Here is a 25,720-nt window from a genome sequence, read left to right as displayed (position 1 = left end):
GTGCGGAACGGCGGGCCCGTTCGTTCAGCCGGCCTCGGGGGTCAGCCGTGCCGGACCCCGTACGAGCTCGCCGTGGAGCTGCTTCTGCAGCTTCAGGTCCTGCGGCGTCAGCTTCTGCGGACCACCTCGCGGAGGTACCCCGCCGACCTGCTGGGCGGGTGACTCCGGCGTTTCGTACCGGGTCGGGGCCGTCGCCAGCGTGAACAGCGTCAGGCCGATGATCAGCACCGTGAAGGAGACGGCCGCCCGGGTCCACAGCTGGGCCTTGCGCTCGCTGTCCGTGCGGATCACGAGGGGCGAGGGGAGCGATTCGGCGCGCTGGGCCGACGCGAGCGTGCCGAGCCGCTCGTTCAGGAGCGCCGACTGCTCGGTGGGCGTCGAGGGCTCCGCCAGCTCGGGCAGCCGCTCGGCGACCGCGGCGCGGGCGTTCGTCAACCGGCCCGCCGCCGCCGGGGTGCTCGCCTCCGTCTCCGCCGCCGTCTCCGGCAGATCCAGGCCGACGCCGTCGTAGAGCAGCAGGGTGCGGCGGTAGGAGGGCGGCAGTTCGAGCAGCGCGTCGAGCAGGGCGCGCGCACCCGGTTCGGCCGGCGGCGGGTCGAGCCGGCGATGGGCGCGGCGCAGGCGGTGCCACGGCGACATGGCGTACTCGTACGCGGCGGCCCGCACCCAGCCCACCGGGTCCCGGTCCACCGCGACCTCCGGCCAGCGCTCCCAGGCCAGCGCGTAGGCCCGCGCCACGGACTCCCGGGAGAGGCTCCGGCGCCCGGTCAGCAGAAACGTCTGGCGGAAGAGGCCGGCGGCGGAGTGTTGGTACAGGGCATCGAATGCCTCGGCGGGGGAGAGCCCGGCGGCTTCGGCCCCCGGGCCCGATTCGGGCATCGCGGATACGCCATTGGAGGCGGGGGCAGCCGATGCCATCGGTGCGCCATGGGTGGCGGACGCGCCGGAGGCGTCGGGCGGATCGGGGGTGGTGCCGGGCTCGGTCGGGGCCATGGCGGTGCTCCCGGTGGCTTCGACGGGGGCCGGCGGACGCGATGGCGGTTTCGTGGACGTCACCGGCTTGGACAGCCTCGCGACCGACGTCGGTGCCGTCGGGCGGGCCGCACGTTTGACGGCGGCCTTCGGCCGGGTGTTCGGAGCGGCCGGTTTGGTCCGGGCGCTCGGTGGCGTGGCCTGAGGGTTCGTCCGGCCACCGTTGATCAGCCTGGCGTATGCCTCGCGTTTCCGCCCCCGGGGCGTGGTGCGGCCGGTCTCCCAGGACCGGACCGTCGCACGGGTGACGCCCACGGCCGTCGCGACCTGCTCTTCACTCAGTGACTTCGCCTCACGCAGTCTGCGCCGCTCCTTGGGGGCGGGGAGCGGGTGAGCAGAGGCCGTGTCGGTCGAACCCTGCGTCATGAAGGACCCCCCGTGGAGCTGCACCGGGTAGAAAAGTACATAAATGTATATTGAGCGACACAACGGTCATTCGCCCGTTACGCGGAATAAGCGCGTGTCGTTGGGAACATTGCCCTGTGACCCAAGTGACCGAAAACAGCCCGTCGTTGTCGGCAGAGCAGGGCCGGTCCGCCGTGCTGGCCTTCGCCCTTCTGCGTGGAGCGGTTGCGGCCGGGCTGGGACTGGGCTCGATCGCCGTCCTCGTCATGGCGCTGTGGATCAGCTCCCCGACGCCCGACAGCAGTCCCGGCGGTGCGCTGCATGCGGCGGCCGGGCTCTGGCTGCTCGCCCATGGCGCCGAGCTGATCAGAGCCGACACGCTCAGCGGGGTCCCCGCCCCGGTGGGCCTCGTTCCGCTGCTGCTCACCGTGGTCCCGGTGTGGCTGGTGCACCGTGCGGCGCGGGACGCCCTGGTGCCGGACGAAGGGCGTCCGGCACTTTCCGAGGTGGGCGCGTTCGTCATGGTCGTCGGTGGATATCTGCTGGTCGGGGCGGCTGTCGCGGGCTACGGGTGGGACGGTCCGCTGTCCGTGCACGCGCCGTCGCTGCTCTTCCCGTCGGCCGTCGTGGTGGCGGGTGCGGCGGCGGCAGGGGTCTGGACGGCGGCCGGGCGCCCGGTCGGGCCGCTGCCGTCCTGGGCGCCGGTGAGCCTGCACGAGGCGCTGGCGCACAGCCGGTTCCGGGAACGCGCGGGGACGGTGTGCCGGTCGGCGGCGGCCGGGGTGACGGTGCTGCTCGGCGGCGGGGCGCTGCTGGTCGCGGTGGCGCTGGTGTGGCATGCGCAGCCCGCCCAGCAGTCGTTCGTCCAGCTCTCGGGCACCTGGGCGGGCCGGGTCGCGGTGCTCCTGCTCGCGCTGGTGCTGGTGCCGAACGCGGCGGTATGGGGTGCGGCGTACGGACTCGGGCCGGGGTTCGCCCTCGGTACGGCGTCCACGGTCACCCCGCTCGCCTTCTCGGGGCGCCCGGCGCTGCCCGGCTTCCCGTTGCTGGCCGCGGTGCCCGCCGAAGGCCCGGGAACGGCCCTGAACTGGTCGGCCCTCGTGGTGCCGGTCGCGGCCGGGGTGACGATCGCCTGGTTCACGGTGCGGCGGGCCGCGCCCCCGCACGCCGCACGCGAGGAGGTGTGGAGCCTGCGGGAGACCGCGCTGGCGGCCGCCCTGGCGGCGGTGGGGTGCGGGGCCGGCATGGCGGTGCTCGCGACGGTGGCCGGGGGCCCCCTCGGTACCCGGGCGCTGGCGGAGTTCGGGCCGGTGTGGTGGTTCACGGGTGCGGCGGCCCTGGTGTGGACGGCGCTGATCGGTGTCCCCGGGGCGTTGGTGCTCCGGGCCTTGCGGCTGGGGGAGCGCGGCGGGGGCGCGTGGTGGCGGGTGGGCGCGGCGCCGGTGACGGCGGAGGGGGAGGAAGCGGCGTACGGGGCCGAGGCATCCGGCGTCGCGGCGCCGGGGAAGACCGCGGAGGCGGAGTCGGTGTCCGAATCCGGGGAGGCGTCGCCGGATTCGAGCGGTGGCGGTCGGCGGTGGTGGCGGCGCTCGGGACGCCGGGGCGGCGACGAGGCGGCCGGGCCGGTGCCGGGAGACGAGTGCGCGCCGCCGGCGGGCTCCCCGGAGAGCGCGCCCGTCGCGGCTTCCCTCGCGGTCGGCGCCGTGTCGGCGCCCGCGTCGCCCGCCGCCCGCACGCCCGCCCCGGACGAGGGCTTCGCGCCGTACGACTTCCTGCCGACCGGCCCCTGGCACGAGCGGACGGCCCGGCCGGAGGAGGCCGGGCCGTCCGGGACGGAAGACCCTAGTTCTTGACGCCGAAGAAGGGCTCCAGCGGCTTCGGCAGCTGGTCGTTGCAGGACAGCTGCCCGGCCTTGGTCAGGGCGTCGTTCACGCAGGTGTAGTAGTCGCGGTAGACGAGCTGCACCGTAAAGGTCGTCGCGACGATCGAGAGCGCGAGCAGCGCCGTCACCAGACCGCTGACCGCGGCCGTGGTCTGCTGCCTGCTGCTGCCCGGGGCCGCGGGGGTGCCGCGTACGGATCCGGGTGCCGGAGCGGAACCCGGCGCCCGGTCGGGACCGGATGCCCGAGCCGGGCCGGACACCTGGCCGGAGCCCGTGGCCGCCGTGGCGGACGCGCTCTTCGGCTTCGACCGGAGCGAGCTGATCGCCCAGTACACGGCGAGTGCGCCGAGCAGCAGGGCGATCTCCGGGAAGTCGAAGAGCGCGAAGAAGAAGGCCCACATGCCGGACAGCAGAGCGTAGCGCGCGCGGCGCTGGGCGGGGTCGGTCGGGTCCCAGCGCAGCCCGCCGGGGCTGCCCTCGGGCCCGCCCTGGCCGTTCGGCCCGCCCTGGCCTCCGGGGCGGCCGCCGAAGCCGCCGCTCTGGCGACCGGGCTGCCGGCTGCTCCACTGGCCGCCCCAGACCGGGCGGTCGTCGGAGGAGCCGCCCTCGGGGGATCCGTCGCCGTCGCCGTTGCCCTGGCCGTTCCCGTTTCCGGTGTTCGAGGGTCGGCGGGGCTGCCAGGGCTGGTCGGGCCGGTTCTCGGGCGGCGCGGCGAACGGGTTGTCGTCCCCCTGGCCGGAAGAGGAGGAGGAAGAGGAAGAGCCCGTGGGGGACTGGCGTTCCCGCATCAGCAGTGAGGTCCGCTCGGGCAGCGGATGGCGGAAGGCGGTGCGGCGGCGTCGGTCCGGCATGTGGTGAACGTCTTCCCCATCTCGTCATTTCCGCCCTGCGGACGGTTCGCTGTCCCCTGACGCTACCTCCCGGCCAGGAGGGGCCGAAAGCTGGGAGCGGGGCCCGAACGGCCGATATCCGTCAGCCGGACCCGCTCCTCCACCGCGGAGCCGGGCCGGCGGCCGCCCACCCCCGTCCCGTGGGGGTCCCCCGAGGTGCCGGTATCGTTGCTGACGGTCGGCTGGTTCGTAGAGTTCCCCGTATCGAGGGGCTCAGTTCTTTCGTACGACCATACAAATCAGCGTCGCTCAGCTTCACCACGCGAGAAAGGGCCCAGCCGTGGCCTCCCCGCCCCCCTCCACCGCCCCGGCACGCCTGGTCGTGCTGGTCTCCGGTTCGGGTACGAACCTTCAAGCCCTGCTCGACGCCATCGGTGACGACCCCGAGGGCTTCGGCGCACAGATCGTCGCGGTCGGCGCGGACCGCTCCGGCATCGTCGGCCTGGAACGGGCGGAGCGCGCCGGACTGCCGACCTTCGTGTGCAGGGTCAAGGACCATGCCACCCGTGAGGAATGGGACGCGGCACTCGCGGCCGAGACGGCCGGGTACCGCCCGGACCTCGTGGTGTCCGCGGGGTTCATGAAGATCGTGGGCAAGGAGTTCCTCGCCCGGTTCGGCGGCCGGTTCATCAACACCCACCCCGCCCTGCTCCCCAGCTTTCCCGGTGCCCACGGGGTGCGTGACGCGCTCGCGCACGGCGTGAAGGTCACCGGGTGCACCGTCCACTTCGTCGACGACGGCGTCGACACCGGTCCGATCATCGCGCAGAGCGTGGTCGAGGTGACCGAGGAGGACACGGCGGAGGGCGAAGCCGCTCTCCACGAACGCATCAAGGAAATCGAGCGCAAGCTGCTCGTCGAGGCCGTGGGGCGGCTCGCCCGTGACGGCTATCGCATTGAGGGACGAAAGGTTCATCTCGGTCATGTCGGTGAATAAGCCCATCCGTCGCGCCCTGGTCAGTGTCTACGACAAGACGGGGCTGGAGGACCTCGCCCGCGGTCTGCACGAGGCGGGTGTCGAGCTCGTCTCCACCGGCTCCACCGCCGGGAAGATCGCCGCCGCCGGGGTCCCGGTCACCAAGGTCGAGGAGCTCACCGGCTTCCCCGAGTGCCTCGACGGCCGCGTCAAGACGCTGCACCCGCGCGTCCACGCCGGCATCCTCGCCGACCTCCGTCTGGACGCCCACCGCGAGCAGCTCGCCGAGCTGGGCGTGGAGCCGTTCGACCTGGTGGTCGTCAACCTCTACCCGTTCAAGGAGACCGTCGCCTCCGGCGCCTCCGCCGACGAGTGCGTGGAGCAGATCGACATCGGCGGCCCGTCCATGGTCCGCGCCGCCGCGAAGAACCACCCGTCCGTGGCCGTCGTCACCAGCCCCGAGCGGTACGCCGACGTCCTCGCCGCGGTCAAGGCGGGCGGCTTCGACCTGACCGCCCGCAAGCGCCTGGCCGCCGAGGCGTTCCAGCACACCGCCGCGTACGACGTGGCCGTGGCCTCCTGGTTCGCGGACGACTACGCCGCCGCCGACGACTCGGGCTTCCCCGACTTCTTCGGCACGACGTACGAGCGGAAGAACGTCCTGCGGTACGGCGAGAACCCGCACCAGCCCGCCGCGCTGTACACCTCCGGCGCCGGCGGCCTGGCCGAGGCGGAGCAGCTGCACGGCAAGGAGATGTCGTACAACAACTACACGGACACCGACGCCGCGCGCCGGGCCGCGTACGACCACGCCGAGCCGTGCGTCGCGATCATCAAGCACGCCAACCCGTGCGGCATCGCGATCGCCGACGACGTCGCCGAGGCGCACCGCAACGCGCACGCCTGCGACCCGCTGTCGGCCTTCGGCGGTGTCATCGCCGTCAACCGTCCGGTGACCGTCGCCATGGCCGAGCAGGTCGCGGAGATCTTCACCGAGGTCATCGTCGCCCCGGCGTACGAGGACGGCGCGGTCGAGATCCTGGCCCGCAAGAAGAACATCCGCGTGCTGCGCTGCCCCGACGCCCCGACCGCCCCGGTCGAGGTGAAGCCGATCGACGGCGGTGCGCTGCTCCAGGTCACCGACCGCCTCCAGGCCGAGGGCGACGACCCGGCCAACTGGACCCTCGCCACCGGTGAGGCCCTGACCGCGGACGAGCTGAAGGAGCTCGCCTTCGCGTGGAAGGCCTGTCGCGCGGTCAAGTCCAACGCGATCCTGCTCGCCAAGGACGGCGCCTCGGTCGGCGTCGGCATGGGCCAGGTCAACCGCGTCGACTCCGCGAAGCTGGCCGTCGAGCGGGCGGGCGAGGAGCGTGCGCGCGGATCGTACGCCGCCTCCGACGCGTTCTTCCCGTTCCCGGACGGGCTGGAGATCCTGACCGCCGCGGGCGTCAGGGCCGTGGCCCAGCCGGGCGGTTCGGTCCGCGACGAGCTGGTGGTCGAGGCCGCGAAGAAGGCGGGCGTGACGATGTACTTCACGGGGACGCGGCACTTCTTCCACTGACACGAGTCGCACCCGGGCAGCCCGGGTAAGGCGGAAGGCCGCCAATTCCCTGGAACGAGTGGGGAATTGGCGGCCTTCGGCATGCGGTGAGGGTGGTTACACCTTCAGCGTGCTCACTTCGTCTTGATGACGATCGTGCTGCCGGCGCGGTCGTGCCAGCCCTGGAGCTTGCCCGAGTTGTCGAAGAAGGGGGAGAGGTAGACCAGCAGCGTGCCGAGACCGCAGAAGAGCGAGCCGACCATCGGGATGATCCAGCGGATGAAGCCCGCACCCAGACCGGGGGCCTGGCCGGTGCTCTCCTTGACGACCTTGACGTTGAGGACCATCTTGCCGAGCGTGGCGCCCCAGATGGAGACCATCAGCCATTCGTAGAGCAGCGCGATCAGCGCGAACACGGCGATGAAGCCGAAGAAGCCCGCGACGATGCCGACGCTGGCGTCGGTCGCGTCGTTCATGCACTGGGTGTAGGCAGCGGTGCCGTACTCGGTGCCGCTGCAGTCGTCTATGGACTTCGAGGCGCCCACGAGGCTCGCGACGCCGATCGCCGAGAAGATCAAGTAGAGGATGCCGTACGCGACACCGTCCAGCGCACGCGCGCCCAGGCGGCGCCCCATCGTGGCGAGCTCGACGGTGCCGAGGCCCGCGACGTTGATGTAGCCGTTGTTGGCCTGGAGGGTGCCGCCCGGCTGCTGCTGCGGGTAGCCGTAACCCGGCTGACCCTGCGGGGGCTGGCCCTGCTGCGGGTAGCCGTAGCCCGGCTGACCCTGCTGCGGCGGTACGCCCTGCGGCGCCTGCTGCGGGTAGCCGTAACCGGGCTGACCCTGCGGCGGCTGGTTCGGCTGCTGGCCGTACGGGTTGTTCGGATTCGGGTTCGGGTCGCCGAAACTCATCTGGGCGTTCCTCCAACGTGCGTGCGGGGACGATGCGGCCGCACGGAGGAAAGAAAGGTCAGTGGTCCGCCCCCCGGTACTTCTGCGGCACTGCGGCCATAATCGTTATAAGCAGAACATAAGTTTGTCCAGTCGCGGCTGGTGGATGTTGCGCAAGTGCAACCTCGTGCCCACCGCCGACGCCCGAATTGGTATGCGGGCGGGGTCATCCGCGAGTATGGGGACATGACTGCCCAGATTCTCGATGGCAAGGCCACCGCAGCCGCGATCAAGTCCGATCTCACCGTCCGCGTGGCGGCCCTCAAGGCACAGGGCATCACCCCTGGCCTGGGAACCCTGCTCGTCGGGGACGACCCGGGCAGCCGGTGGTACGTGAACGGCAAGCACCGTGACTGCGCCCAGGTCGGCATCGGCTCGATCCAGCGCGAACTCCCCGACACCGCCACCCAGGAGGAGATCGAGGACGTCGTACGGGAACTCAACGCCAACCCCGAGTGCACGGGGTACATCGTGCAGCTCCCTCTCCCCAAGGGGATCGACACCAACCGCGTCCTGGAGCTGATGGACCCGGCCAAGGACGCCGACGGCCTCCACCCGATGAGCCTCGGCCGGCTCGTGCTCAACGAGACGGGCCCGCTGCCCTGCACCCCGCAGGGCGTCGTCCAGCTGCTCCGCCACCACGACGTGGAGATCAACGGGGCACATGTCGTGGTCGTCGGCCGCGGTGTCACCATCGGCCGTTCCATCCCGCTGCTGCTGACCCGTAAGTCCGAGAACGCCACCGTCACCCAGTGCCACACCGGTACGCGTGACCTCTCCGCCCACCTCAGGCAGGCCGACATCATCGTCGCCGCCGCCGGGGTGCCGCACATCATCAAGCCCGAGGACGTGAAGCCGGGCGCCGCCGTGCTCGACGTCGGCGTCAGCCGGGACGAGAACGGCAAGATCGTCGGGGACGTCCACCCGGGCGTGGCCGAGGTCGCCGCCTGGATCTCCCCGAACCCCGGTGGTGTCGGCCCGATGACCCGCGCCCAGCTGCTCGTCAACGTGGTCGAGGCGGCCGAGCGCGACGCGGCCGGCGCCGTCTGAGCCGGCCGACCCGATCCGGAAGGAACCCCATGGGTGCTGGTACGAGTCCGGCCGACCCGGCCGCCGAGGCGGGCGGCCCGTCCGAGGTGCCGCCGCGCGCGGACGCGCCGGGCGCGGATGAAGCGACGGCGGACGAGGGGACGGCCGGCAAGGGGACGACGGACGAGACCGCGGACGAGGGGACGGCGCACGAGGCTGCGGACGAGGCGACTTCCGGCGAGGCCGCCTCGGATCAGGCCGAGGCCGCGACCCGTGACGGCGCCGCCGGTGAGGCGGCGGCAGGCGGTACGCGGCCGTCGCGGCGGTTTCCGTCGCTCACCCGGGACACCGCGCGTCCCGAGGGCGGTGGCCGGGCCGCGTCCGGGGACGCACCCGCACCGGCCCGTCAGTGGCCGCTGCTCGCCGTGCTCTGCACGGCCGGGATCGGGCTGCTGATCGTGGCGGTCGATCCGTTCGCCGAGGCCTTCCGGGTCGGCACGATGCTCATCGGCGCCGCCCTCATCGGCGGTGCCGTGCTGCGGCTCGTGGTGCCGTCGGTGGGCATGCTGGCGGTACGTTCCCGCTTCACCGACCTGGTGACGTACGGGCTGCTCGGCTTCCTCATCGTGATGCTCGCGCTGGTGGCGCAGCCCAAGCCGTGGCTGGACATTCCATTCCTGGAACAGGCGGTCCACTTCACCATCCGCTGAGCCCGCCCGCACGGCCGGGTGCGCCGCTCGGAAGCGGTGCCCGTCCCCTCCCCCGAGAAGGGACGGACACCGGTATCGGGGCCCACCGGAACGTAAATGCCCCGGAATGCGGTGACTTGAGCGGCCTTGCCCCGTCCGGACTTCAGCCTGGTCGACGGGGTGAGGCGGTTCAAGGGATGCCTGTGGCCTGTGGCACGGAAGTGACCATTCCGCCACCGTGTGATCGTCAGGCAACGGAGATCCGGACCCGGGGCGTGGGCCCGGGGCGCGCGGCAGCCGGGTGCGAGGTCGCGTACGCCCCCGTACGCCCCGTATCGACGCCCCGTCGCCCTGGGGCCGTGGCCGCTCCTGGGCAGTCCGGAACGGAGGGATCACCGGATCCGGGCAAGAGGAAGCAATGCCTCGTTGGAAGGCGCTGTCGGATGGACTCGATCCACAGGTCAGGGAGTTCGCCGGTCGGCTGCGCAGGCTCGTCGACCGCAGAGGGCTGAGCATCGCCGCGGTGCTGCTGCTGACCGGGCCGGGGCGCTGACCGCAGGCCGTACGGGCGCCGTCACCGGGCCGACGTCTCCCGGGTGACCGGGATTCGGCCGGGTGAGCGCTGTGTGACGGGTTGTGTGCGGTGCCACAGGGGGCAGGGCGGCCGGGAGGTTCCGGGTCGGATAGCCTGATCGCTGGATATCTCTTCACATCAAGATTCAGGGATGTCCAGCACCAGGGGCCAGGAACCCCCACCGCCAGCTGTCTAACGGAGATCGCCATGACCCGCACTCCCGTGAATGTCACCGTGACCGGCGCAGCCGGCCAGATCGGCTACGCGCTGCTCTTCCGCATCGCCTCCGGCCACCTGCTCGGCCCGGACGTGCCGGTCAACCTGCGTCTCCTGGAGATCCCGCAGGGCCTGAAGGCCGCCGAGGGCACCGCGATGGAGCTCGACGACTGCGCCTTCCCGCTGCTGCGCGGCATCGAGATCACCGACGACGCCAACAAGGCGTTCGACGGTGCCAACGTCGCCCTGCTCGTCGGCGCCCGCCCGCGTACCAAGGGCATGGAGCGCGGTGACCTGCTCTCCGCCAACGGTGGCATCTTCAAGCCGCAGGGCAAGGCCATCAACGACAACGCCGCGGACGACATCAAGGTCCTCGTCGTCGGCAACCCGGCCAACACCAACGCGCTCATCGCGCAGGCCGCGGCCCCGGACGTACCGGCCGAGCGCTTCACCGCGATGACCCGCCTCGACCACAACCGCGCGATCTCGCAGCTGGCCGCCAAGACCGGTGCCGCCGTCTCCGACATCAAGAAGCTGACGATCTGGGGCAACCACTCGGCGACCCAGTACCCCGACATCTTCCACGCGGAGATCGCCGGCAAGAACGCCGCCGAGCTCGTCAACGACGAGGCGTGGCTGGCCGACACCTTCATTCCGACCGTCGCCAAGCGTGGCGCCGCGATCATCGAGGCCCGTGGCGCGTCCTCGGCCGCCTCCGCCGCCAACGCCGCCATCGACCACGTGCACACCTGGGTCAACGGCACCGCCACGGGCGACTGGACCTCCATGGGCATCCCGTCGGACGGCTCCTACGGCGTGCCCGAAGGCATCATCTCGTCCTTCCCGGTCACCACGAAGGACGGCGCGTACGAGATCGTCCAGGGCCTGGACATCAACGACTTCTCCCGTGCGCGCATCGACGCGTCGGTGAAGGAGCTCACCGAGGAGCGCGACGCGGTTCGCGAGCTCGGCCTGATCTGATCCGTACGCCCTTCCACGCGTACCCCGTCGCCCCCGGCAGCACCCGCTGCCGGGGGCGACGGCGTCGGCACGCGGCCCCGGCCGGGAACCGACCGCACCCCCTCCCGAGTCTGGGCTGTCATGCGCGTGACGATGATTCTTCCGGCCCTGACAGAGGCGACCAGCCCGCTGTTCAGGCCCATCAAGTACTCGCTCTTCCCGCCACTGGGCCTGGCGACCCTTGCCGGGTACCTCGATGCGGACGACGAGGTGACGCTCCTCGACGAACACGTCGAGCGGGTCGACATCGAGGCGCTCGACAGCCCCGATCTCCTGGTCGTCCAGCCGTACATCACCTCCGCCCGGCGCGGCTACGAGATCGCCGACCACTTCCGCGCCCGCGGCGTCCACGTCGCCATGGGCGGCCTCCATGTGACCTCGCTCCCGGACGAGGCCGCCGCCCACGCCGACACGATCTTCACCGGGCCGGGCGAGGACACCTGGCCGCTCTTCCTCAAGGAGTTCCGCGACGGGGTGCCGGGCCGCCGGTACGACTCGAAACTGCGCACCCTGGCCGGACTGCCGCCCGTACGGCGCGACCTGATCAAGCGGCAGCTCTACCTCGTGCCCAACTCGATCGTCGTCTCGCGCGGCTGCCCGCACCACTGCGACTTCTGTTACAAGGACGCCTTCTTCGAGGGCGGGAAGTCCTTCTACACCCAGGCCGTGGACGACGCGCTCGCCGAGATCGAGCGGCTGCCGGGCCGCCATCTGTACTTCCTCGACGACCATCTGCTCGGCAACCGGCGCTTCGCCGAGGCGCTCTTCGACGGGATGGCCGGAATGGGGCGGCTCTGGCAGGCTGCCGGCACGGTGAAGTCCGTCCTCCAGCCGGATCTGCTGGAGCGCGCCGTGGACGCGGGGCTGCGCAGCCTGTTCGTCGGCTTCGAGACCGTCAACAGCGCGAACCTCGCCGAGCGGCGCAAGGACCAGAACATCGGCAAGGACTACGCGGCCGCCGTTCGCCGGCTCCATGACGCCGGGGTCATGGTCAACGCCAGCTTCGTCTTCGGGCTCGACCACGACGGTCCGGACGTCTTCGACCGTACGGTGGAGTGGGCCGTCGAGCAGGGCATCGAGACGGCCACCTTCCACATCATGACGCCGTATCCGTCCACCGGTCTGTGGAAGCAGCTGGAGGCGGAGGACCGGATCGTCCACCGGGACTGGGACCTCTACGACACCCGCCATGTCGTGTACCGCCCTAAGGGCATGACCCCGGGCCAGCTGGAGGACGGGTACTGGCGTGCGTACCGCGACTTCTACCGGTGGTCCAACATCTGGCGCGGTGCGGCCGCCCAGCCGGGCACGCACGAACGGCTCAGGCACCTGGCGTACTCGGGCGGCTGGAAGAAGTTCGAGCCCGCCTGGGACACCCTGATCCGCTCCCGCAACGTGGTGCGGGCCATGCCGATGCTGGAGCGGACCCTGGCGGCCTTCGGCGGCAGACGGGCCTGACCGCCCAGGACGTCGGCCCGGGTGCCTAGAAGACTCATCAAGATCTTCATGAGTCTTCTAGCCCCTCAGCACCTCGTCCGCGATCTCGCGCACGGCAGCCATGGCCCGGCGCTGCAGCCCGGGGCCGAAGGTGATCCGGGTGGCGCCCAGCTCGCCCAGCCGGCGCGGGGTCGGGCCGTCCAGCCGCGCCAAGGCGTTGAGCGGGGCCGGGACGGCGGCGGCCAGTGCGGGCAGCGCCTCGGGCGGGGCCATGATCGGATAGACGCAGTCCGCGCCCGCCGCCACGTACAGCAGTGCGCGGCGGACCGTCTCCGTCTCCGGGTCCGTGCCGTCAGGGACGCCTCGGACGTACGTGTCGACGCGGGCGTTGACGAAGAGCGCGTCGCCCGCGACCGCCCGCACCTCCGCGAGCCGGTCCGCCTGCCGCTGGGCGTCGAGGAGGGCGCCGTCGGCGGAGTCCTCCAGATTGCAGCCGACGGCTCCGGCGTCCAGGAGCCGCTCCACGAGTTCCTTCGGCGCCAGTCCGTAACCCGCCTCGATGTCCGCCGAGACGGGCACGGAGGCGGGCACGGCGCGCACGATCCTGGCCACGGCCGCGAACATCTCGTCGGCGGGCGTCGCCCCGTCCTCGTAACCGAGCGAGGCCGCGATCCCGGCGCTGGGCGTGGCCAGCGTCGGGAAACCGGCGTCGACGAAGACGCGGGCGCTCGCCGCGTCCCACGGGCCGGGGACGACCAGCGGGTCGCCGGGGGTGCGGTCGTGGTGCAGGGCGCGGAGGACGGAAACGGTCACGTGGGGCTCCTGTGGGGTGTCGAGCGGTGGCGGTGCGCGGTACGAGCATGCCGGGCCGGCCCGGCAGGCCCGGCGGGTCAGTGCTTGATGTCGCCCGACTTGTAGTGACCGGGGACCATACGGGTGGTCACGGCGAAGCGGTTCCAGGCGTTGATCGTCGTGATCGCGGCGATGAGATGGGCGAGCTCGGTCTCGTCGAACTGCTTCGCGGCCTTCTCCCAGACCTCGTCCGGCACGAAGCCGTCGGTCAGCACCGTCACCGCCTCGGTCAGCTCGATGGCCGCGATCTCCTTGGGCGTGTAGAAGTGCTGCGACTCCTCCCACGCGCTGAGCTGGACGATCCGCTCGATGGACTCACCGGCCGCGAGCGCGTCCTTGGTGTGCATGTCGAGGCAGAACGCGCAGTGGTTCAGCTGCGAGGCGCGGATCTTCACCAGCTCCGCCAGGACCGGGTCGAGGCCCTTACGGGATGCCGCGTCCAGCCGGACCATGGCCTTGTAGACATCGGGGGCCAGCTCGGCCCAGGGCTGCATGCGCGGGGCGTGCTCGGGGTTGAGGCCGGTCGTCGGGTGGCTGTGGTCGGTCGTCGTCATGGCTACGACGTTACGGAGTGGGTGGCGCAACGGTATGGTCCATTTCCGTGACAGATTCATGGGCCACTTTCGGTGCCGACCTGCATCTCGAAACGACCGGTGCGTCAGGGCTGCGGGCCGGACTCATGGACGCCCTGCGCGAGGCCGTACGGACGGGGCGCCTGGCGCCCGGCACCCGGCTGCCGTCGTCCCGCGGCCTCGCCGCCGACCTCGGCATCGCCCGGAACACCGTCGCCGACGCCTACGCGGAGCTGGTCGCCGAGGGATGGCTCACCGCCCGGCAGGGCTCGGGCACCCGGGTGGCGCAGCGGGCCGAGCCGCGCCCCCCGGCCGGCAGGACCACGCGGGCGCGGGCGGTGCGGTCCCGGCCCGCCCACAACCTGCTGGGCGGGTCGCCCGACCTCTCGACGTTCCCGCGCGCCGACTGGCTCAAGGCGTCCCGGCGCGCACTGGCGGCCGCGCCCAACGACGCCTTCGGATACGGCGATCCGCGCGGGCGCATCGAGCTGCGCACCGTGCTCGCCGACTATCTGGCACGGGCCCGCGGGGTGTACGCGGATCCGGAACGGATCATGATCTGCGCCGGTTTCGTGCAGGCGCTGAAACTCATGGGGCCGGTGCTGCGCAAGCGGCGGGTGCGGGAGGTGGCCGTCGAGTCGTACGGACTGGACGTGCACTGGAACCTGCTCACGGACGCCGGGCTGCGGCTGCCCTGCCTCCCGGTCGACGGACTCGGGGCGAGGACCGGGGAACTGGCCGGTCTGCGCGGCGTGGGCGCGGTCCTGATGACGCCCGCGCACCAGTTCCCGACGGGGGTGCCGCTCCACCCCGACCGGCGGGCCGCGGCCGTGGACTGGGCGCGCGGCACGGGCGGGCTGATCCTGGAGGACGACTACGACGGCGAGTTCCGCTACGACCGGCAGCCGGTCGGCGCGCTCCAGGGCCTCGACCCCGAACGCGTGGTGCACCTGGGCACGACGAGCAAGTCGCTGGCACCCGGGCTGCGCCTGGGGTGGATGGTGCTGCCGGAGGCGCTGGTGGGGGAGGTGTCCGAGGCCAAGGGGATGAGCGACTGGTCGTCGAGCGCGCTGGACCAGCTGACGCTCGCGGAGTTCATCGCGTCGGGCGCGTACGACCGTCATGTGCGCTCGATGCGGCTGCACTACCGGCGCCGCCGCGACCAGCTCGTCGCGGTACTGGCGGAGCGGGCCCCCGGTGTCCGGATCAGCGGCATGGTGGCCGGGCTGCACGCCGTGCTCGAACTGCCCGAGGGCAGCGAGGCGTCGGTGCTCCGGTCGGCGGCGTGGCAGGGGCTGGCGCTGGAGGGGCTCTCGCGCTTCCGGCACCCGGAGGCGGCGCCGGGCCGCGACGCGCTGGTCATCGGCTACGGAACACCCACCGACAGCGCCTGGGCGGGCGCCCTGGACGCACTCTGCCGGGTGCTGCCCTGAGGTCCTACGCGCCCTTGATGCGTTCGGGGACGGACGGTTCCGGGGCGTCCGCCGGGGCCTCGCCGAACCGGGCCAGGGCCAGCGCGCCCGCCACCGCCACCACGAAACCGGCGACCGCCAGCCACTCCAGGCCCTCGCGGGTGCGGTCGCCGAGCCAGACGACGCCCACCAGCGCCGGGCCGATCGTCTCGCCGAGCACCATCCCGGCCGTCGCCGTCGTCACCGAACCGCGTTGCAGGGCCGAGGTGAGCAGCAGGAACGCCGAACCGCCGCCCAGCAGCAGCGCGTACGCGGCGGGGTTGGCGAGCAGCGCCGACGGCGACACGTCGTCGATCAGCCGGACCGTGACCTCCACCACCCCGAAGCCGCATCCCGCGCCGAGACCCAGCACGAGCGCCCGCGGCTTCTCCGGGAGGCGTCCGGCCGCGGAGCCGATCAGCAGGACGCCGAGGGCGATCCCCAGCATCCACCAGCCCAGGGCCGCCGAACCGGTGCCGTGGCCCTCACCGCCGGAGGCGAACCCCAGCATGCCGAGGCCGGCGCAGACGACGCCGACCGCGGACCACTCGACGGCGCTCAGCCGCACCTTCAGCAGCCGGGCGGCGACCACCGCGGTCACCGCGAGACTCGCGGCCAGCGCGGCGCCCACCGCGTAGATCGGCAGCGAGCGCAGGGCGACGATCTGGAGGACGAAACCGCAGCCGTCCAGGGCGAGTCCGGCGATGTATCGCCACTGGCGAAGGGCGCGCAGCAGCAGCGCCGGATCGACCCCCGCGTCCGACCCCGGCTCGGCGGCGGCCCGCGCGGCGACGGCCTGGAGGACCGAGGCGGTACCGAAGCAGACGGCGGCGCCGAGCGCACAGATCATCCCGAGAAGCACAGAGGGACTCTACTTGGGGACGTTCGGTGTCCCGCTTCCAGCCGCACCCGGCGGCCCTTTAATCTGACGAATGGCCACACTGGCTCGATTCGTATGGCGGGGGAGACGGAAACATGGCAACACGCAGGCTGAGGTCGAGCACCGTGGTGCTCGGCGGCATGGGAGTGCTCGCGGCGATGATCACCTCCTGCGGTTCGGAGCCGGACAAGCGGTGTGTCGACCCGCTGACCCAGGACAGACTGCCGAGCTACGAGTGCAAGAAGAGCGACGGCAAGGGGTCCTACTACTACGGCGGCAGCAGCAAGAACGGCAAGGTGCAGGGCGGCAGTTTCAACAAGTCCGCGGTCGAACGCGGCGGCTTCGGCTGCTCGGGCACCGGCGGCGGCTGACCGGCATGGAGCGCCGCACCACGCAGCCGCGCCCCGACTGGCAGCGCACGGTGGAGGAGCAGGGGATCGTCTTCCCGCTCACCCGCTACCCGGACGGATCGCTGCGCCCGTACTGGGACGAGAGCGCCTACTACGTCTTCTCGCTGCCCGAGGTCGAGGCGCTGGAGGACGTCGTCGAGGAACTGCACACCATGTGTCTGGCCGCGGCCGCGCACATCGTGGAGCGGGACCGCTTCGCCGAGCTCGGCATCACCGACCGCCGGCTGGCCGCACTGATCGCCCGGTCCTGGCACCGCCGTGCCGAACTGCCCTCCCTCTACGGCAGGTTCGACCTGTGCTACGACGGCACCGGTCCGGCGAAGATGCTGGAGTACAACGCGGACACCCCCACCTCCCTGGTGGAGGCCGCGAGCGCCCAGTGGTTCTGGATGGAGGACCGCTTCCCGGGTGCCGACCAGTGGAACTCGCTGCACGAACGACTCGTGGCGGCCTGGAAACGGCAGGCCGCCCTGCTGCCGCCGGGACCACTGCACTTCGCGCACTCCGACGGCGACGAGCTGGGCGAGGACCTGATGACGGTCGCCTATCTGCGGGAGACCGCCGCACAGGCCGGCATCGACACGGAGGCGCTGTCCGTCGAGCAGATCGGCTGGGACCGGCTGAGCGGGCGGTTCGTCGACGAGCGGCTCCGTTTCATCCGGAGCTGTTTCAAGCTGTATCCGTGGGAGTGGCTGGCGACCGACCGGTTCGGCCCGCATGTGCTCGACACCCTCGACAACGGCGGCGGTACCGGCACGACCTGCTGGATCGAGCCCGCCTGGAAGATGCTGCTGTCCAACAAGGCGCTGCTGGCGATCCTCTGGGAGCTCTACCCGGGCCACCCGAACCTGCTGCCCTCCTACCTCGACGGTCCCCGCGAACTCGCGGCTTCGCGCGGCTGGGTCGCCAAGCCGCTGCTCGGCCGCGAGGGGGCCGGGGTCACGATCCACGGGCCGGGAAGCCCGGCGGCGCCGCGGGACGAGCCGTGCTGCTACCAGGAGCTGGCGCCGCTGCCGGACTTCGACGGCAACCGTGTGGTGCTGGGCGCGTGGGTCGTCGAGGACGAGGCGGCCGGTCTCGGCATCCGTGAATCGGAGGGCCCGGTCACCGACGAGTACGCCCGCTTCCTGCCGCACGTCATCCTCTAGGGCGCCCTCGGTCCGCCAGGGCCCCGCCCGCGCGCAGCCAGCCGAGCAGGTCCCGCAGCAGTGTCAGGTCGGGTCTCACGGGACGGAGTCTGCCGGGGCGGGCCGCCGGACAGGCCCCGGGCCTGCCCGGCGAGCGGGTGCGGGGATCAGCCGCGCAGGACGGCGCGGAGCTGTTCGAGGCCCCAGTCCAGGTCCTCCTTGCTGATCACCAGCGGCGGGGCGATCCGGATCGTCGAGCCGTGGGTGTCCTTGACCAGCACCCCGCGGTCCATCAGCTTCTCGGAGATCTCCCGGCCCGTGCCGTGGCTCGGAGCGATGTCGACGCCCGCCCACAGCCCGCGGCCGCGCACCTCCTCCACCGCGCCGCCGCCCACCAGCAGCCGCAGCTCCTGGTGCAGGTGCTCGCCCAGCTCGGTCGCCCGCTGCTGGAACTCGCCGGTGCGGAGCATCGCGATGACCTCCAGCGCGACCGCGCAGGCCAGGGGATTGCCGCCGAAGGTCGAACCGTGCTCACCGGGCCGGAACACCCCGAGCACGTCCTGCGACGAGACCACCGCCGACACCGGCACCACACCACCGCCCAGTGCCTTGCCGAGCACGTACATGTCCGGCACGACCCCCTCGTGCTCGCAGGCGAAGGTCCTGCCGGTCCGGCCCAGGCCCGACTGGATCTCGTCCGCGATGAACAGCACGTTCCGCTCGCGCGTGAGCGCGCGCACCCCGGGGAGATAGCCCGGCGGCGGCACCAGTACCCCTGCCTCGCCCTGGATCGGCTCCATGAGCACCGCCACGGTGTTCTCGGTCATCGCCTCCCGGAGCGCCGTGAGATCCCCGTACGGCACGATCTCGAACCCCGGTGTGTACGGGCCGAAGTCCTCCCGCGCCTCCTGGTCCGTGGAGAAGCTGATGATCGTCGTCGTCCGGCCGTGGAAGTTGTTGGCGGCGACGATGATCTTCGCCATGCCGTCCGGGACGCCCTTCACCCGGTAACCCCATTTGCGGGCCGTCTTCACCGCGGTCTCCACGGCCTCCGCGCCCGTGTTCATCGGCAGCACCGACTCCATGCCGCACAACTCGGCGAGCTGCGTACAGAAGTCGGCGAACCGGTCGTGGTGGAAGGCGCGCGAGGTCAGGGTCACCCGCTCCAGCTGCGCCTTGGCGGCGTCGATCAGGCGCCGGTTGCCGTGACCGAAGTTGAGCGCCGAGTAGCCGGCGAGCATGTCGAGGTAGCGACGGCCCTCGACATCGGTCATCCAGGCCCCGTCCGCCGTGGCGACGACGACGGGCAGCGGATGGTAGTTGTGCGCGCTGTGCGCCTCGGCGGAGGCGATGGCGGTTTCCGTGACAGACACGGGATCTCCGTTCGTCGTGCGGCGTGGGCGGGGTGGTGCCCACTTTGTATCGTCGGTCGGATCCGTGGTGAGGAAACCTGTGTTTTGCGGCGCGCCAGGCCGGTCGGGGGTCGCCGCCCGCACCTGAGACAATGAGTTCCATGGCCTCTGAACGCCCCCGCGTGCTCTCCGGAATCCAGCCCACCGCAGGCTCGTTCCACCTCGGCAACTACCTCGGTGCGGTCCGCCAGTGGGTGGCGCTGCAGGAATCCCACGACGCCTTCTACATGGTCGTGGACCTGCATGCGATCACCATCCCGCAGGCCCCCGCGGAGCTGCGCGCGAACACCCGGCTCGCCGTCGCCCAGCTCCTCGCGGCCGGTCTCGACCCGGAGCGCTGCACGCTCTTCGTCCAGAGCCATGTCCCCGAGCACGCCCAGCTCGGCTGGATCATGAACTGCCTCACCGGCTTCGGCGAGGCGTCGCGCATGACGCAGTTCAAGGACAAGTCCGCCAAGCAGGGTGCCGACCGCACCACGGTCGGTCTCTTCACGTACCCGATGCTGATGGTGGCCGACATCCTGCTGTACCAGGCCGACCAGGTCCCGGTCGGCGAGGACCAGCGCCAGCACCTGGAGCTGACCCGCAACCTCGCCGAGCGGTTCAACGGCAGCTACGGCGACACGTTCACCGTGCCGGACCCGTACATCCTCAAGGAGACGGCGAAGATCTACGACCTCCAGGACCCGTCGGCGAAGATGAGCAAGTCGGCGCCGACCCCGAAGGGCCTGATCAACCTCCTGGACGAGCCGAAGGCCACCGCCAAGAAGGTGAAGAGCGCGGTCACCGACACCGACACGGTGATCCGCTTCGACCGGGCCGAGAAGCCCGGTGTCAGCAATCTGCTGAGCATCTACTCGACACTGACCGGGACCGGTATCGCGGATCTGGAGCAGAAGTACGACGGCAAGGGCTACGGTGCGCTCAAGACCGACCTCGCCGAGGTCATGGTCGAGTTCGTCACACCGTTCCGTACCCGCACCCAGGAATACCTGGACGACCCGGAGACGCTGGACTCGATCCTGGCCAAGGGCGCGGAGAAGGCCCGTGCCGTCGCGGCCGAGACCCTGGCCCGGACGTACGACCGGATGGGCTTTCTGCCCGCGAAGCACTGAGTCCAAGGACCCTGGCGGTTTCGCGGTCGCAGGCGTCACACTGGCGATGGGAAGCCGAACCGGTCGGTGGCCGAAAGCAGGCCACCGACCATCGAGGATTGAGGAGGACGACGTGGGGACCGTAACGCTCGGCGTTTCGATCGCGGTCCCGGAGCCCTACGGCAGCCTGCTCCAGGAGCGGCGCGCGAGCTTCGGGGACCCTGCCGCGTATGGCATTCCCACTCACGTCACCCTTCTCCCGCCGACCGAGGCCGAGGCGGCCGACCTGCCCGCGATCGAGGCGCATCTCGCCCAGATCGCGACGGGCGGCCGCCCCTTCCCGATGCGGCTGTCCGGCACCGGGACCTTCCGTCCCCTCTCGCCGGTCGTCTTCGTCCAGGTCGTCGAGGGAGCCTCGGCCTGCACCTGGCTGCAGAAGCGGGTCCGGGACGCCTCCGGGCCGCTGGTGCGCGAGCTCCAGTTCCCGTACCACCCGCATGTGACCGTGGCGCACGACATCGCCGAGGAGGCGATGGACCGGGCGTACGCGGAGCTCGCCGACTACGAGGCGTCCTGGTCCTGCGGTTCCTTCGCGCTGTACGAGCAGGGCTCGGACAGCGTCTGGCGCAAGATCAACGAGTTCCCGTTCGGCGCCGGGGGCGGGGCGTCCGCCGTGCCCGCGCAGGGCGGCTCCTCCGTGGATGAGCCCTCCCTGCACTGAGCACCTCCCCGGCGACCGGGCCGAGCGCCCCGGCTCCCCCGGTTCAGAGCGGCAGCCGCCTGAACAGCGGGCGCGGCACATGCCGCAGCGCCGACATCACCGCACGCAGCGACCCGGGCACCCACACCGTCTCCGAACGCCGCCGCAGCCCCGTCACGATGGCCTCCGCGACCGCGTCCGGAGTCGTGGTGAGCGGCGACGACTCCAGCGGCGCCGCGGCGAACCGGGCCGAGGCGGACCGTGCCGCGGTGATCCGCGAGGGCGCGAGCAGGGCCGCCCCGCCCCGGGCCGCCGGTGGCGTGGCCGGTGCGGCCGGCACCGTTTCCGCGGCCGGCTCCGGCCGTACGACGCCGGGTCGCACGACCATCACATGCACCCCCGTCCCGTGCAGCGCGTCCCCCAGCCCCTGCGTGAACGCGTCCAGCCCCGCCTTGCTGGACCCGTAGATGAAGTCGGCGCGGCGGACGCGTTCGCCCGCCACCGAGGACAGCACCACCAGCGAGCCGTGCCCCTGCGCCTGGAGCGCGCCGGCGCACACCAGCCCGGCGGAGACCGCCCCCGTGTAGTTGGTCTGGGCGACCCGGACCGCGGAGAGCGGTTCCTCCTCGTCGCGCCCCTGGTCGCCCGCGATGCCGAAGGCGAGCAGCACCATGTCGATGTCGCCCTCGGCGAAGATCGCGCCGAGCGTCGTCTCGTGGGACGCGGAGTCGAGGGCGTCGAAGTCGACCGTACGGACGTCGGCGCCGCGTGCGCGCAGTTCGGCGGCGGCCGCGTCGAGGGCGGGGGAGGGGCGTCCGGCCAGCCGGACGGTGCGGGTCCGCAGGGCGATCAGCCGCCGTGCGGTGGCCAGGGCGATCTCCGAGGTGCCGCCGAGGACGAGCAGGGACTGCGGGGCTCCGAAGGCGTCCTTCACGGGAACACTCCTTGCAGGCGTAGGGGGTCGGGGGTGGGAACGGGAGGGCGGAAGGCGGAGGGCGGCGGCAGTCAGAGCGACAGCCGGCGCGACAGGTCGGAGCGGAAGGCCCCGCCCGGGTCCAGCTCGGCGCGCAGCGACCGGAAGTCGGCCAGCCTCGGATACATCGCGGTCAGCAGCTCCGGCCGGAGCCGGGAGTCCTTCGCCAGGCAGACCCGGCCGCCGGCCGCCGCCACCTCCTCGTCCAGCGAGTCCAGGAACCGGGCCAGGCCGGGCAGGGCGGCGGGCAGGTCGAGGGCGAGCGTCCAGCCGCGCATCGGGAACGACAGCCAGCCCGGGTCGCCGGCGCCGAACCGCTTGAGCACGGCGTTCGACGTCGGGCAGCGCCGCTGGGAGATCCGGCGCACGATCCGGCGCAGCACCTCCTCCTGGCCGGGTCCGACGACGAACTGGTACCGCACGGATCCGGCCCGCCCGTGGACCCGGTTCCACTGCGGCAGGCCGTCCAGGGGGTGGAAGAACGTGGCCAGCCTCTGGAGTTCGCCGATCCGGTACCGGGGCGCGCCGCGGTACCGGAGCTCGTTGAAGAGGGTGGCCGGGGCGCCGCCGAGCAGCGCTTCCGGGACGAGGCCGGGGGCGGCCGGCAGCGGCCCCGGGCGGAACGCGAGCGGTGTGCGCCGGGCGTGCGCCGGGAGCGCGTATCGGGGTACGTGCTCCCCTCGGGTGAGCACGGAGCGTCCTGTCGCCCGGCCGCGGGCGCGGAGATCGATCCAGGCGGCCGAGTAGCGGTAGCGGTGGTCCCCGGCACAGAGCCGTTCCAGCAGGTCGTCCAGATCGACGGCGCGTTCGGTGTCGACCGACATCCACGAGCTGGTGACGCGGTGGCACCGGAGCGTGGCCGAGAGGATCACGCCCGTCAGACCCAGGCCGCCCGCGGTCGCTTCGAAGAGGCCGGTGCCGGGCCGGACCGTACGGATCTCGCCCTCGGCGGTCAGCAGCTCCAGCTCCTGGACGTGCCGGGAGAAGGAGCCGGAGCGGTGCTGGTTGTGGCCGTGGATGTCGGCGCCGATCGCGCCGCCCACGGTGACATAACGGGTCGTGGGCGTGACGGGGACGAACCAGCCGAGCGGCAGCAGGACTTCCATCAGCCGGTGCAGGCTGACCCCGGCGTCGCAGACCACGAGTCCGGCCCCGGCGTCGACGGTGCGGATCCGGTTCAGCGCGGTCATGTCGAGGACGGAGCCGCCCGCGTTCTGGGCCGCGTCGCCATGGGCCCGGCCGAGGCCCCGGGCGATGGAGCCGCGCGGTCCGCAGCCGCGTACCGTCGCCGCCGCCTCCTCGTACGAACGGGGGCGGAAACGCAGGGCGGTCGTCGGGGCGGTGCGGCCCCAGCCGGTCAGGGACACGGTGTCGACAGACATGACGGTGACCGTATCGCCCGAGAAAACCCTTTCGAGGTATTTGTTACAACACTCACCGAAATGGGTGATTGAGGATGTGTCAGTCCGTACGGCAGCGGGGCCCGGTGCCGGTTTTCCGCGCCCGGGAGGGTAGTCGTACGTCATGGACTGGCTGAAAAACCTCCCCGTCATCGGGCCGATCGTCTCCCGGCTGATGACGACGCACGCCTGGCGCTCCTACGAAACGCTGGAGCGGGTCCACTGGGCCAGGCTGGCCGCCGCGATCACCTTCATCAGTTTTCTGGCGCTCTTCCCGCTGATCGCGGTCGGTGCGGCGATCGGTGCCGCGCTGCTCTCCACCGAGCAGCTCCACAAGATCGAGGACAAGCTGGCCGAGCAGGTGCCCGGCATCTCCGACCAACTCGGCATCGACAACCTGGTGACCCACGCGGGGACGGTCGGACTGGTGGCCGGTGCGCTGCTGCTCTTCACCGGCATCGGCTGGATCGGCTCGATGCGGGACTGCCTGCGTGCCGTCTGGGGTCTGGACGATGTGGATCTGGGCAATCCGGTCCTGCGCAAACTCAAGGACGTGGGGCTGCTGTTCGGCCTCGGCGGGGCGGCGCTCGCCACGTTCGCCGTGTCGTCGGTCGGCTCCGTCGCCGTCGGCTGGGCCGCCGATCTGCTGGGCATCTCCGACCGGGGCGCGGGTGGTGTGGTGCTGCGGGTGGCCGCCATGGTCGTGGGGGCGCTCGCCGGCTTCCTGCTGCTGCTCTATCTGCTGACCCTGCTGCCCGGGGTCGAGCCCCCGCGGCGCAGGCTGCTGGTCGCCGGGGTGATCGGCGCGGTCTGTTTCGAACTGCTCAAGCTGCTGCTCGGCAGTTATATGCAGAGCGTGGCGTCGAAGAGCATGTACGGCGCCTTCGGGGTGCCGGTCGCGCTGCTGCTGTGGATCAACTTCTCGGCGAAGCTGCTGCTGTTCTGCGCCGCCTGGACGGCGACGCAGAACAGCGAGGACGCCGGGGAGACGTCCGAAGCCGTCAGCGGCGAGGAAGGCGGCGCATCAGGTCCGGCAGCGGCCAGCGCCGGTTGACCAGGAACACCCCGCCGGCCAGCAGCACCAGGACGCCTCCGGCGATGCCCAGCGCGACCCCGACGCCTCCGCCGCCGCCCTCGGCCGCAGCGGCCTTCGCGGTCTGCGCGGGGCCGTTTTGGCCCTCGTCCTTGCCCTGCTCGGCCGCGGGGCCCTTCCCGGTTCCGGTGGTGGCGGACTTCGGGGGCACCAGTTCGCCGACCGGGGTCACCTTGCCGCTCGCGTCGAAGCCCCAGTCGAGGAGGTCGGCGGCTTCGTCGTAGACGGCGTGGGGCTTTTCGGACGACGGGTTCATGACGGTGACGAGCAGCACCTTGCCATTGCGTTCGGCGACGCCGGTGAAGGTGTTGCCGGCGTGCGTGGTGTAGCCGTTCTTGACGCCCGCGATGCCCTTGTACGGCTCGACGCCGCCCGCGCCGGTGAGCAGCTTGTTGGTGTTCTGGATGCCGAAGCTCTCGCGCTTCCCGTTCTTCTCCGCGCCGGGGAACTGCGCCTCGGCCGTCGAGCAGTACTCCCGGAAGTCCGCCTTCTGCAGCCCGCTGCGGGCGAACAGCGTCAGGTCGTACGCGCTGGAGACCTGGTCGGGCGCGTCGTACCCGTCGGGCGACACCACCTTCGTGTCGAGGGCCTGCAACTCCTCGGCGTGCGCCTGCATGGCGTCGACGGTCTTGGGGACGCCGCCGTACATCGCGGACAGCACATGCACCGCGTCGTTGCCCGACCGCAGGAACACTCCGAGCCACAGGTCGTGGACCGTGTAGGTGAGCTTCTCCTTGACGCCGACCAGGCTGCTGCCCTCGCCGAGATCGGCGAGATCCTCGTCCTTGACCGTGTACTTCTGGGTCTTCGGCTGCAGCGCGGGCATCACGGTGTCCGCGAAGAGCATCTTCAGGGTGGAGGCGGGAGGCAGCCGCCAGTGCGGGTTGTGCGAGGCGAGGACCTGGCCGCTCTCCGCGTCCGCGACGATCCAGGACCTGCCCGTGAGGTCCTTCGGCAGCACCGGGGCGTCCGGTCCCAGCTTGACCTGCGTGCCGGTCCGGCCCAGCAGTTCGCCGCCGACCTGGGACATGCCCGCGGGCGGCTTCGGCTGGTCGTCGGAGGTGTCCTTACTGACCGCCGATGCCGGGCTGACAACAAAAGTGGACAACAAGGCGGCAGAGATGACCGTCAGTGCGGTCTTTTTAAGAGCAGGCACGGTCGGAAACGTACAGGGGGAAGATATGAAAATGGGTGCGGACGGCTTGACCCGCCGGGTGTACCGCCGGGACAGCCCAC

Annotated in this window: 24 protein-coding genes; 14 read left to right on the top strand and 10 right to left on the bottom strand. The window is 71.7% G+C overall.

What is annotated here, in order from left to right; translation table 11 throughout:
- Window positions 1-24: 24 nt before the first annotated feature.
- Window positions 25-1,398 carry a helix-turn-helix domain-containing protein gene (locus OG611_RS03125; protein WP_266415290.1) on the bottom strand — a complete coding sequence of 458 codons (1,374 nt, stop codon included), beginning with the start codon at window positions 1,396-1,398 and terminating at the stop codon, window positions 25-27.
- A 125-nt stretch (window positions 1,399-1,523) separates the two neighbouring features.
- On the opposite strand from OG611_RS03125, the gene OG611_RS03120 reads away from it, so the two are divergent.
- Complete coding sequence (locus OG611_RS03120; RefSeq protein WP_266415288.1) at window positions 1,524-3,230, top strand: DUF6350 family protein; 1,707 nt, start codon at window positions 1,524-1,526, stop codon at window positions 3,228-3,230.
- Here OG611_RS03120 and OG611_RS03115 read toward each other — a convergent pair.
- Complete coding sequence (locus OG611_RS03115; protein WP_266415286.1) at window positions 3,220-4,110, bottom strand: hypothetical protein; 891 nt, start codon at window positions 4,108-4,110, stop codon at window positions 3,220-3,222. The two genes, OG611_RS03120 and OG611_RS03115, sit on opposite strands and share 11 nt — an antisense overlap.
- A gap of 319 nt (window positions 4,111-4,429) precedes the next feature.
- On the opposite strand from OG611_RS03115, the gene purN reads away from it, so the two are divergent.
- Both purN and purH read left to right on the top strand, forming a co-directional pair.
- On the top strand, window positions 4,430-5,086 hold the full coding sequence (gene purN, locus OG611_RS03110) for a phosphoribosylglycinamide formyltransferase (protein ID WP_266415284.1): 657 nt from the start codon (window positions 4,430-4,432) through the stop codon (window positions 5,084-5,086).
- Entirely contained in the window at window positions 5,073-6,626 is a 1,554-nt protein-coding gene (gene purH / locus OG611_RS03105; protein ID WP_266415283.1) for a bifunctional phosphoribosylaminoimidazolecarboxamide formyltransferase/IMP cyclohydrolase, read from the top strand. The genes purN and purH overlap by 14 nt, the downstream gene beginning before the upstream one ends.
- 113 nt (window positions 6,627-6,739) lie before the next feature.
- Here purH and OG611_RS03100 read toward each other — a convergent pair whose 3' ends face one another.
- Entirely contained in the window at window positions 6,740-7,516 is a 777-nt protein-coding gene (locus tag OG611_RS03100; RefSeq protein ID WP_266415281.1) for an RDD family protein, read from the bottom strand.
- A 225-nt stretch (window positions 7,517-7,741) separates the two neighbouring features.
- Between OG611_RS03100 and OG611_RS03095 the strand changes: the two genes are divergently transcribed.
- The 5 genes from OG611_RS03095 (at window position 7,742) to OG611_RS03075 (ending at window position 12,541) form a co-directional block, all read left to right on the top strand.
- The gene (locus OG611_RS03095) at window positions 7,742-8,605 is read left to right on the top strand and encodes a bifunctional methylenetetrahydrofolate dehydrogenase/methenyltetrahydrofolate cyclohydrolase (protein WP_266415279.1); all 864 of its coding nucleotides are present in this window, start codon (window positions 7,742-7,744) and stop codon (window positions 8,603-8,605) included.
- Window positions 8,606-8,634: 29 nt separating this feature from the next.
- On the top strand, window positions 8,635-9,294 hold the full coding sequence (locus OG611_RS03090; RefSeq protein ID WP_266415277.1) for a DUF3017 domain-containing protein: 660 nt from the start codon (window positions 8,635-8,637) through the stop codon (window positions 9,292-9,294).
- 397 nt (window positions 9,295-9,691) lie between these two features.
- Window positions 9,692-9,826, top strand: coding sequence for a hypothetical protein (locus tag OG611_RS03085; protein ID WP_266426300.1), 135 nt, complete (start codon window positions 9,692-9,694; stop codon window positions 9,824-9,826).
- Window positions 9,827-10,054: 228 nt separating this feature from the next.
- Window positions 10,055-11,044 carry a malate dehydrogenase gene (locus tag OG611_RS03080; RefSeq protein WP_266415275.1) on the top strand — a complete coding sequence of 330 codons (990 nt, stop codon included), beginning with the start codon at window positions 10,055-10,057 and terminating at the stop codon, window positions 11,042-11,044.
- A 120-nt stretch (window positions 11,045-11,164) separates the two neighbouring features.
- Window positions 11,165-12,541 (top strand): radical SAM protein, encoded by a 1,377-nt coding sequence (locus OG611_RS03075; RefSeq protein WP_266415273.1) that lies wholly within the window; start codon window positions 11,165-11,167, stop codon window positions 12,539-12,541.
- 57 nt (window positions 12,542-12,598) lie between these two features.
- Here the strand turns inward: OG611_RS03075 and OG611_RS03070 are convergent, their stop codons facing one another.
- Window positions 12,599-13,333 carry an isocitrate lyase/phosphoenolpyruvate mutase family protein gene (locus OG611_RS03070; RefSeq protein WP_266415270.1) on the bottom strand — a complete coding sequence of 245 codons (735 nt, stop codon included), beginning with the start codon at window positions 13,331-13,333 and terminating at the stop codon, window positions 12,599-12,601.
- Between the two features lie 77 nt (window positions 13,334-13,410).
- Complete coding sequence (locus OG611_RS03065; protein WP_266415269.1) at window positions 13,411-13,926, bottom strand: carboxymuconolactone decarboxylase family protein; 516 nt, start codon at window positions 13,924-13,926, stop codon at window positions 13,411-13,413.
- Window positions 13,927-13,973: 47 nt separating this feature from the next.
- Between OG611_RS03065 and OG611_RS03060 the strand changes: the two genes are divergently transcribed.
- On the top strand, window positions 13,974-15,377 hold the full coding sequence (locus OG611_RS03060) for a PLP-dependent aminotransferase family protein (RefSeq protein ID WP_266415267.1): 1,404 nt from the start codon (window positions 13,974-13,976) through the stop codon (window positions 15,375-15,377).
- Between the two features lie 4 nt (window positions 15,378-15,381).
- Here the strand turns inward: OG611_RS03060 and OG611_RS03055 are convergent, their stop codons facing one another.
- Entirely contained in the window at window positions 15,382-16,245 is an 864-nt protein-coding gene (locus OG611_RS03055) for a hypothetical protein (RefSeq protein ID WP_266425483.1), read from the bottom strand.
- Window positions 16,246-16,370: 125 nt separating this feature from the next.
- On the opposite strand from OG611_RS03055, the gene OG611_RS03050 reads away from it, so the two are divergent.
- Window positions 16,371-16,646, top strand: coding sequence for a hypothetical protein (locus tag OG611_RS03050; protein WP_266415265.1), 276 nt, complete (start codon window positions 16,371-16,373; stop codon window positions 16,644-16,646).
- 5 nt (window positions 16,647-16,651) lie between these two features.
- Window positions 16,652-17,833 carry a glutathionylspermidine synthase family protein gene (locus OG611_RS03045; protein ID WP_266415263.1) on the top strand — a complete coding sequence of 394 codons (1,182 nt, stop codon included), beginning with the start codon at window positions 16,652-16,654 and terminating at the stop codon, window positions 17,831-17,833.
- Window positions 17,834-17,979: 146 nt separating this feature from the next.
- Here the strand turns inward: OG611_RS03045 and rocD are convergent, their stop codons facing one another.
- The gene (gene rocD / locus OG611_RS03040; protein ID WP_266415261.1) at window positions 17,980-19,185 is read right to left on the bottom strand and encodes an ornithine--oxo-acid transaminase; all 1,206 of its coding nucleotides are present in this window, start codon (window positions 19,183-19,185) and stop codon (window positions 17,980-17,982) included.
- Between the two features lie 140 nt (window positions 19,186-19,325).
- Here rocD and trpS point away from each other — a divergent pair, with 140 nt between their 5' ends.
- Window positions 19,326-20,339: a tryptophan--tRNA ligase gene (trpS, locus tag OG611_RS03035; RefSeq protein WP_266415259.1), complete on the top strand. Its 1,014-nt coding sequence runs from the start codon at window positions 19,326-19,328 to the stop codon at window positions 20,337-20,339.
- A 112-nt stretch (window positions 20,340-20,451) separates the two neighbouring features.
- Window positions 20,452-21,039, top strand: a complete 588-nt coding sequence (locus tag OG611_RS03030; protein ID WP_266415256.1) for a 2'-5' RNA ligase family protein — start codon at window positions 20,452-20,454, stop codon at window positions 21,037-21,039.
- 43 nt (window positions 21,040-21,082) lie between these two features.
- On the opposite strand, the gene OG611_RS03025 is transcribed toward OG611_RS03030, so the two are convergent.
- On the bottom strand, window positions 21,083-21,952 hold the full coding sequence (locus OG611_RS03025; protein ID WP_266415253.1) for a decaprenylphospho-beta-D-erythro-pentofuranosid-2-ulose 2-reductase: 870 nt from the start codon (window positions 21,950-21,952) through the stop codon (window positions 21,083-21,085).
- 71 nt (window positions 21,953-22,023) lie between these two features.
- Complete coding sequence (locus tag OG611_RS03020; protein WP_266415251.1) at window positions 22,024-23,373, bottom strand: FAD-binding oxidoreductase; 1,350 nt, start codon at window positions 23,371-23,373, stop codon at window positions 22,024-22,026.
- 142 nt (window positions 23,374-23,515) lie between these two features.
- On the opposite strand from OG611_RS03020, the gene OG611_RS03015 reads away from it, so the two are divergent.
- Entirely contained in the window at window positions 23,516-24,445 is a 930-nt protein-coding gene (locus OG611_RS03015; RefSeq protein WP_266415248.1) for a YihY/virulence factor BrkB family protein, read from the top strand.
- Here the strand turns inward: OG611_RS03015 and OG611_RS03010 are convergent.
- Window positions 24,393-25,640: a D-alanyl-D-alanine carboxypeptidase gene (locus tag OG611_RS03010; protein WP_323180083.1), complete on the bottom strand. Its 1,248-nt coding sequence runs from the start codon at window positions 25,638-25,640 to the stop codon at window positions 24,393-24,395. The genes OG611_RS03015 and OG611_RS03010 overlap by 53 nt on opposite strands.
- Window positions 25,641-25,720: the final 80 nt, after the last annotated feature.

It is taken from the genome of Streptomyces sp. NBC_01363 (assembly GCF_026340595.1).
GTDB lineage: Bacteria > Actinomycetota > Actinomycetes > Streptomycetales > Streptomycetaceae > Streptomyces.
Note: the sequence above shows the minus strand (reverse complement) of the source record. Positions and strands in the feature narration are given on the sequence as shown.

What these genes read in the sequence shown, in the direction of transcription:
- OG611_RS03065 (WP_266415269.1), bottom strand. Translation starts at nt 13,926, where the DNA reads ATGACGACGACCGACCACAGCCACCCGACGACCGGCCTCAACCCCGAG.
- OG611_RS03090 (WP_266415277.1), top strand. Translation starts at nt 8,635, where the DNA reads ATGGGTGCTGGTACGAGTCCGGCCGACCCGGCCGCCGAGGCGGGCGGC.
- purH (WP_266415283.1), top strand. Translation starts at nt 5,073, where the DNA reads ATGTCGGTGAATAAGCCCATCCGTCGCGCCCTGGTCAGTGTCTACGAC.
- OG611_RS03115 (WP_266415286.1), bottom strand. Translation starts at nt 4,110, where the DNA reads ATGCCGGACCGACGCCGCCGCACCGCCTTCCGCCATCCGCTGCCCGAG.
- OG611_RS03100 (WP_266415281.1), bottom strand. Translation starts at nt 7,516, where the DNA reads ATGAGTTTCGGCGACCCGAACCCGAATCCGAACAACCCGTACGGCCAG.
- OG611_RS03050 (WP_266415265.1), top strand. Translation starts at nt 16,371, where the DNA reads ATGGCAACACGCAGGCTGAGGTCGAGCACCGTGGTGCTCGGCGGCATG.
- OG611_RS03045 (WP_266415263.1), top strand. Translation starts at nt 16,652, where the DNA reads ATGGAGCGCCGCACCACGCAGCCGCGCCCCGACTGGCAGCGCACGGTG.
- OG611_RS03125 (WP_266415290.1), bottom strand. Translation starts at nt 1,398, where the DNA reads ATGACGCAGGGTTCGACCGACACGGCCTCTGCTCACCCGCTCCCCGCC.
- OG611_RS03075 (WP_266415273.1), top strand. Translation starts at nt 11,165, where the DNA reads ATGCGCGTGACGATGATTCTTCCGGCCCTGACAGAGGCGACCAGCCCG.
- trpS (WP_266415259.1), top strand. Translation starts at nt 19,326, where the DNA reads ATGGCCTCTGAACGCCCCCGCGTGCTCTCCGGAATCCAGCCCACCGCA.
- OG611_RS03015 (WP_266415248.1), top strand. Translation starts at nt 23,516, where the DNA reads ATGGACTGGCTGAAAAACCTCCCCGTCATCGGGCCGATCGTCTCCCGG.
- OG611_RS03095 (WP_266415279.1), top strand. Translation starts at nt 7,742, where the DNA reads ATGACTGCCCAGATTCTCGATGGCAAGGCCACCGCAGCCGCGATCAAG.
- OG611_RS03080 (WP_266415275.1), top strand. Translation starts at nt 10,055, where the DNA reads ATGACCCGCACTCCCGTGAATGTCACCGTGACCGGCGCAGCCGGCCAG.
- OG611_RS03085 (WP_266426300.1), top strand. Translation starts at nt 9,692, where the DNA reads ATGCCTCGTTGGAAGGCGCTGTCGGATGGACTCGATCCACAGGTCAGG.
- OG611_RS03020 (WP_266415251.1), bottom strand. Translation starts at nt 23,373, where the DNA reads ATGTCTGTCGACACCGTGTCCCTGACCGGCTGGGGCCGCACCGCCCCG.
- OG611_RS03055 (WP_266425483.1), bottom strand. Translation starts at nt 16,245, where the DNA reads ATGATCTGTGCGCTCGGCGCCGCCGTCTGCTTCGGTACCGCCTCGGTC.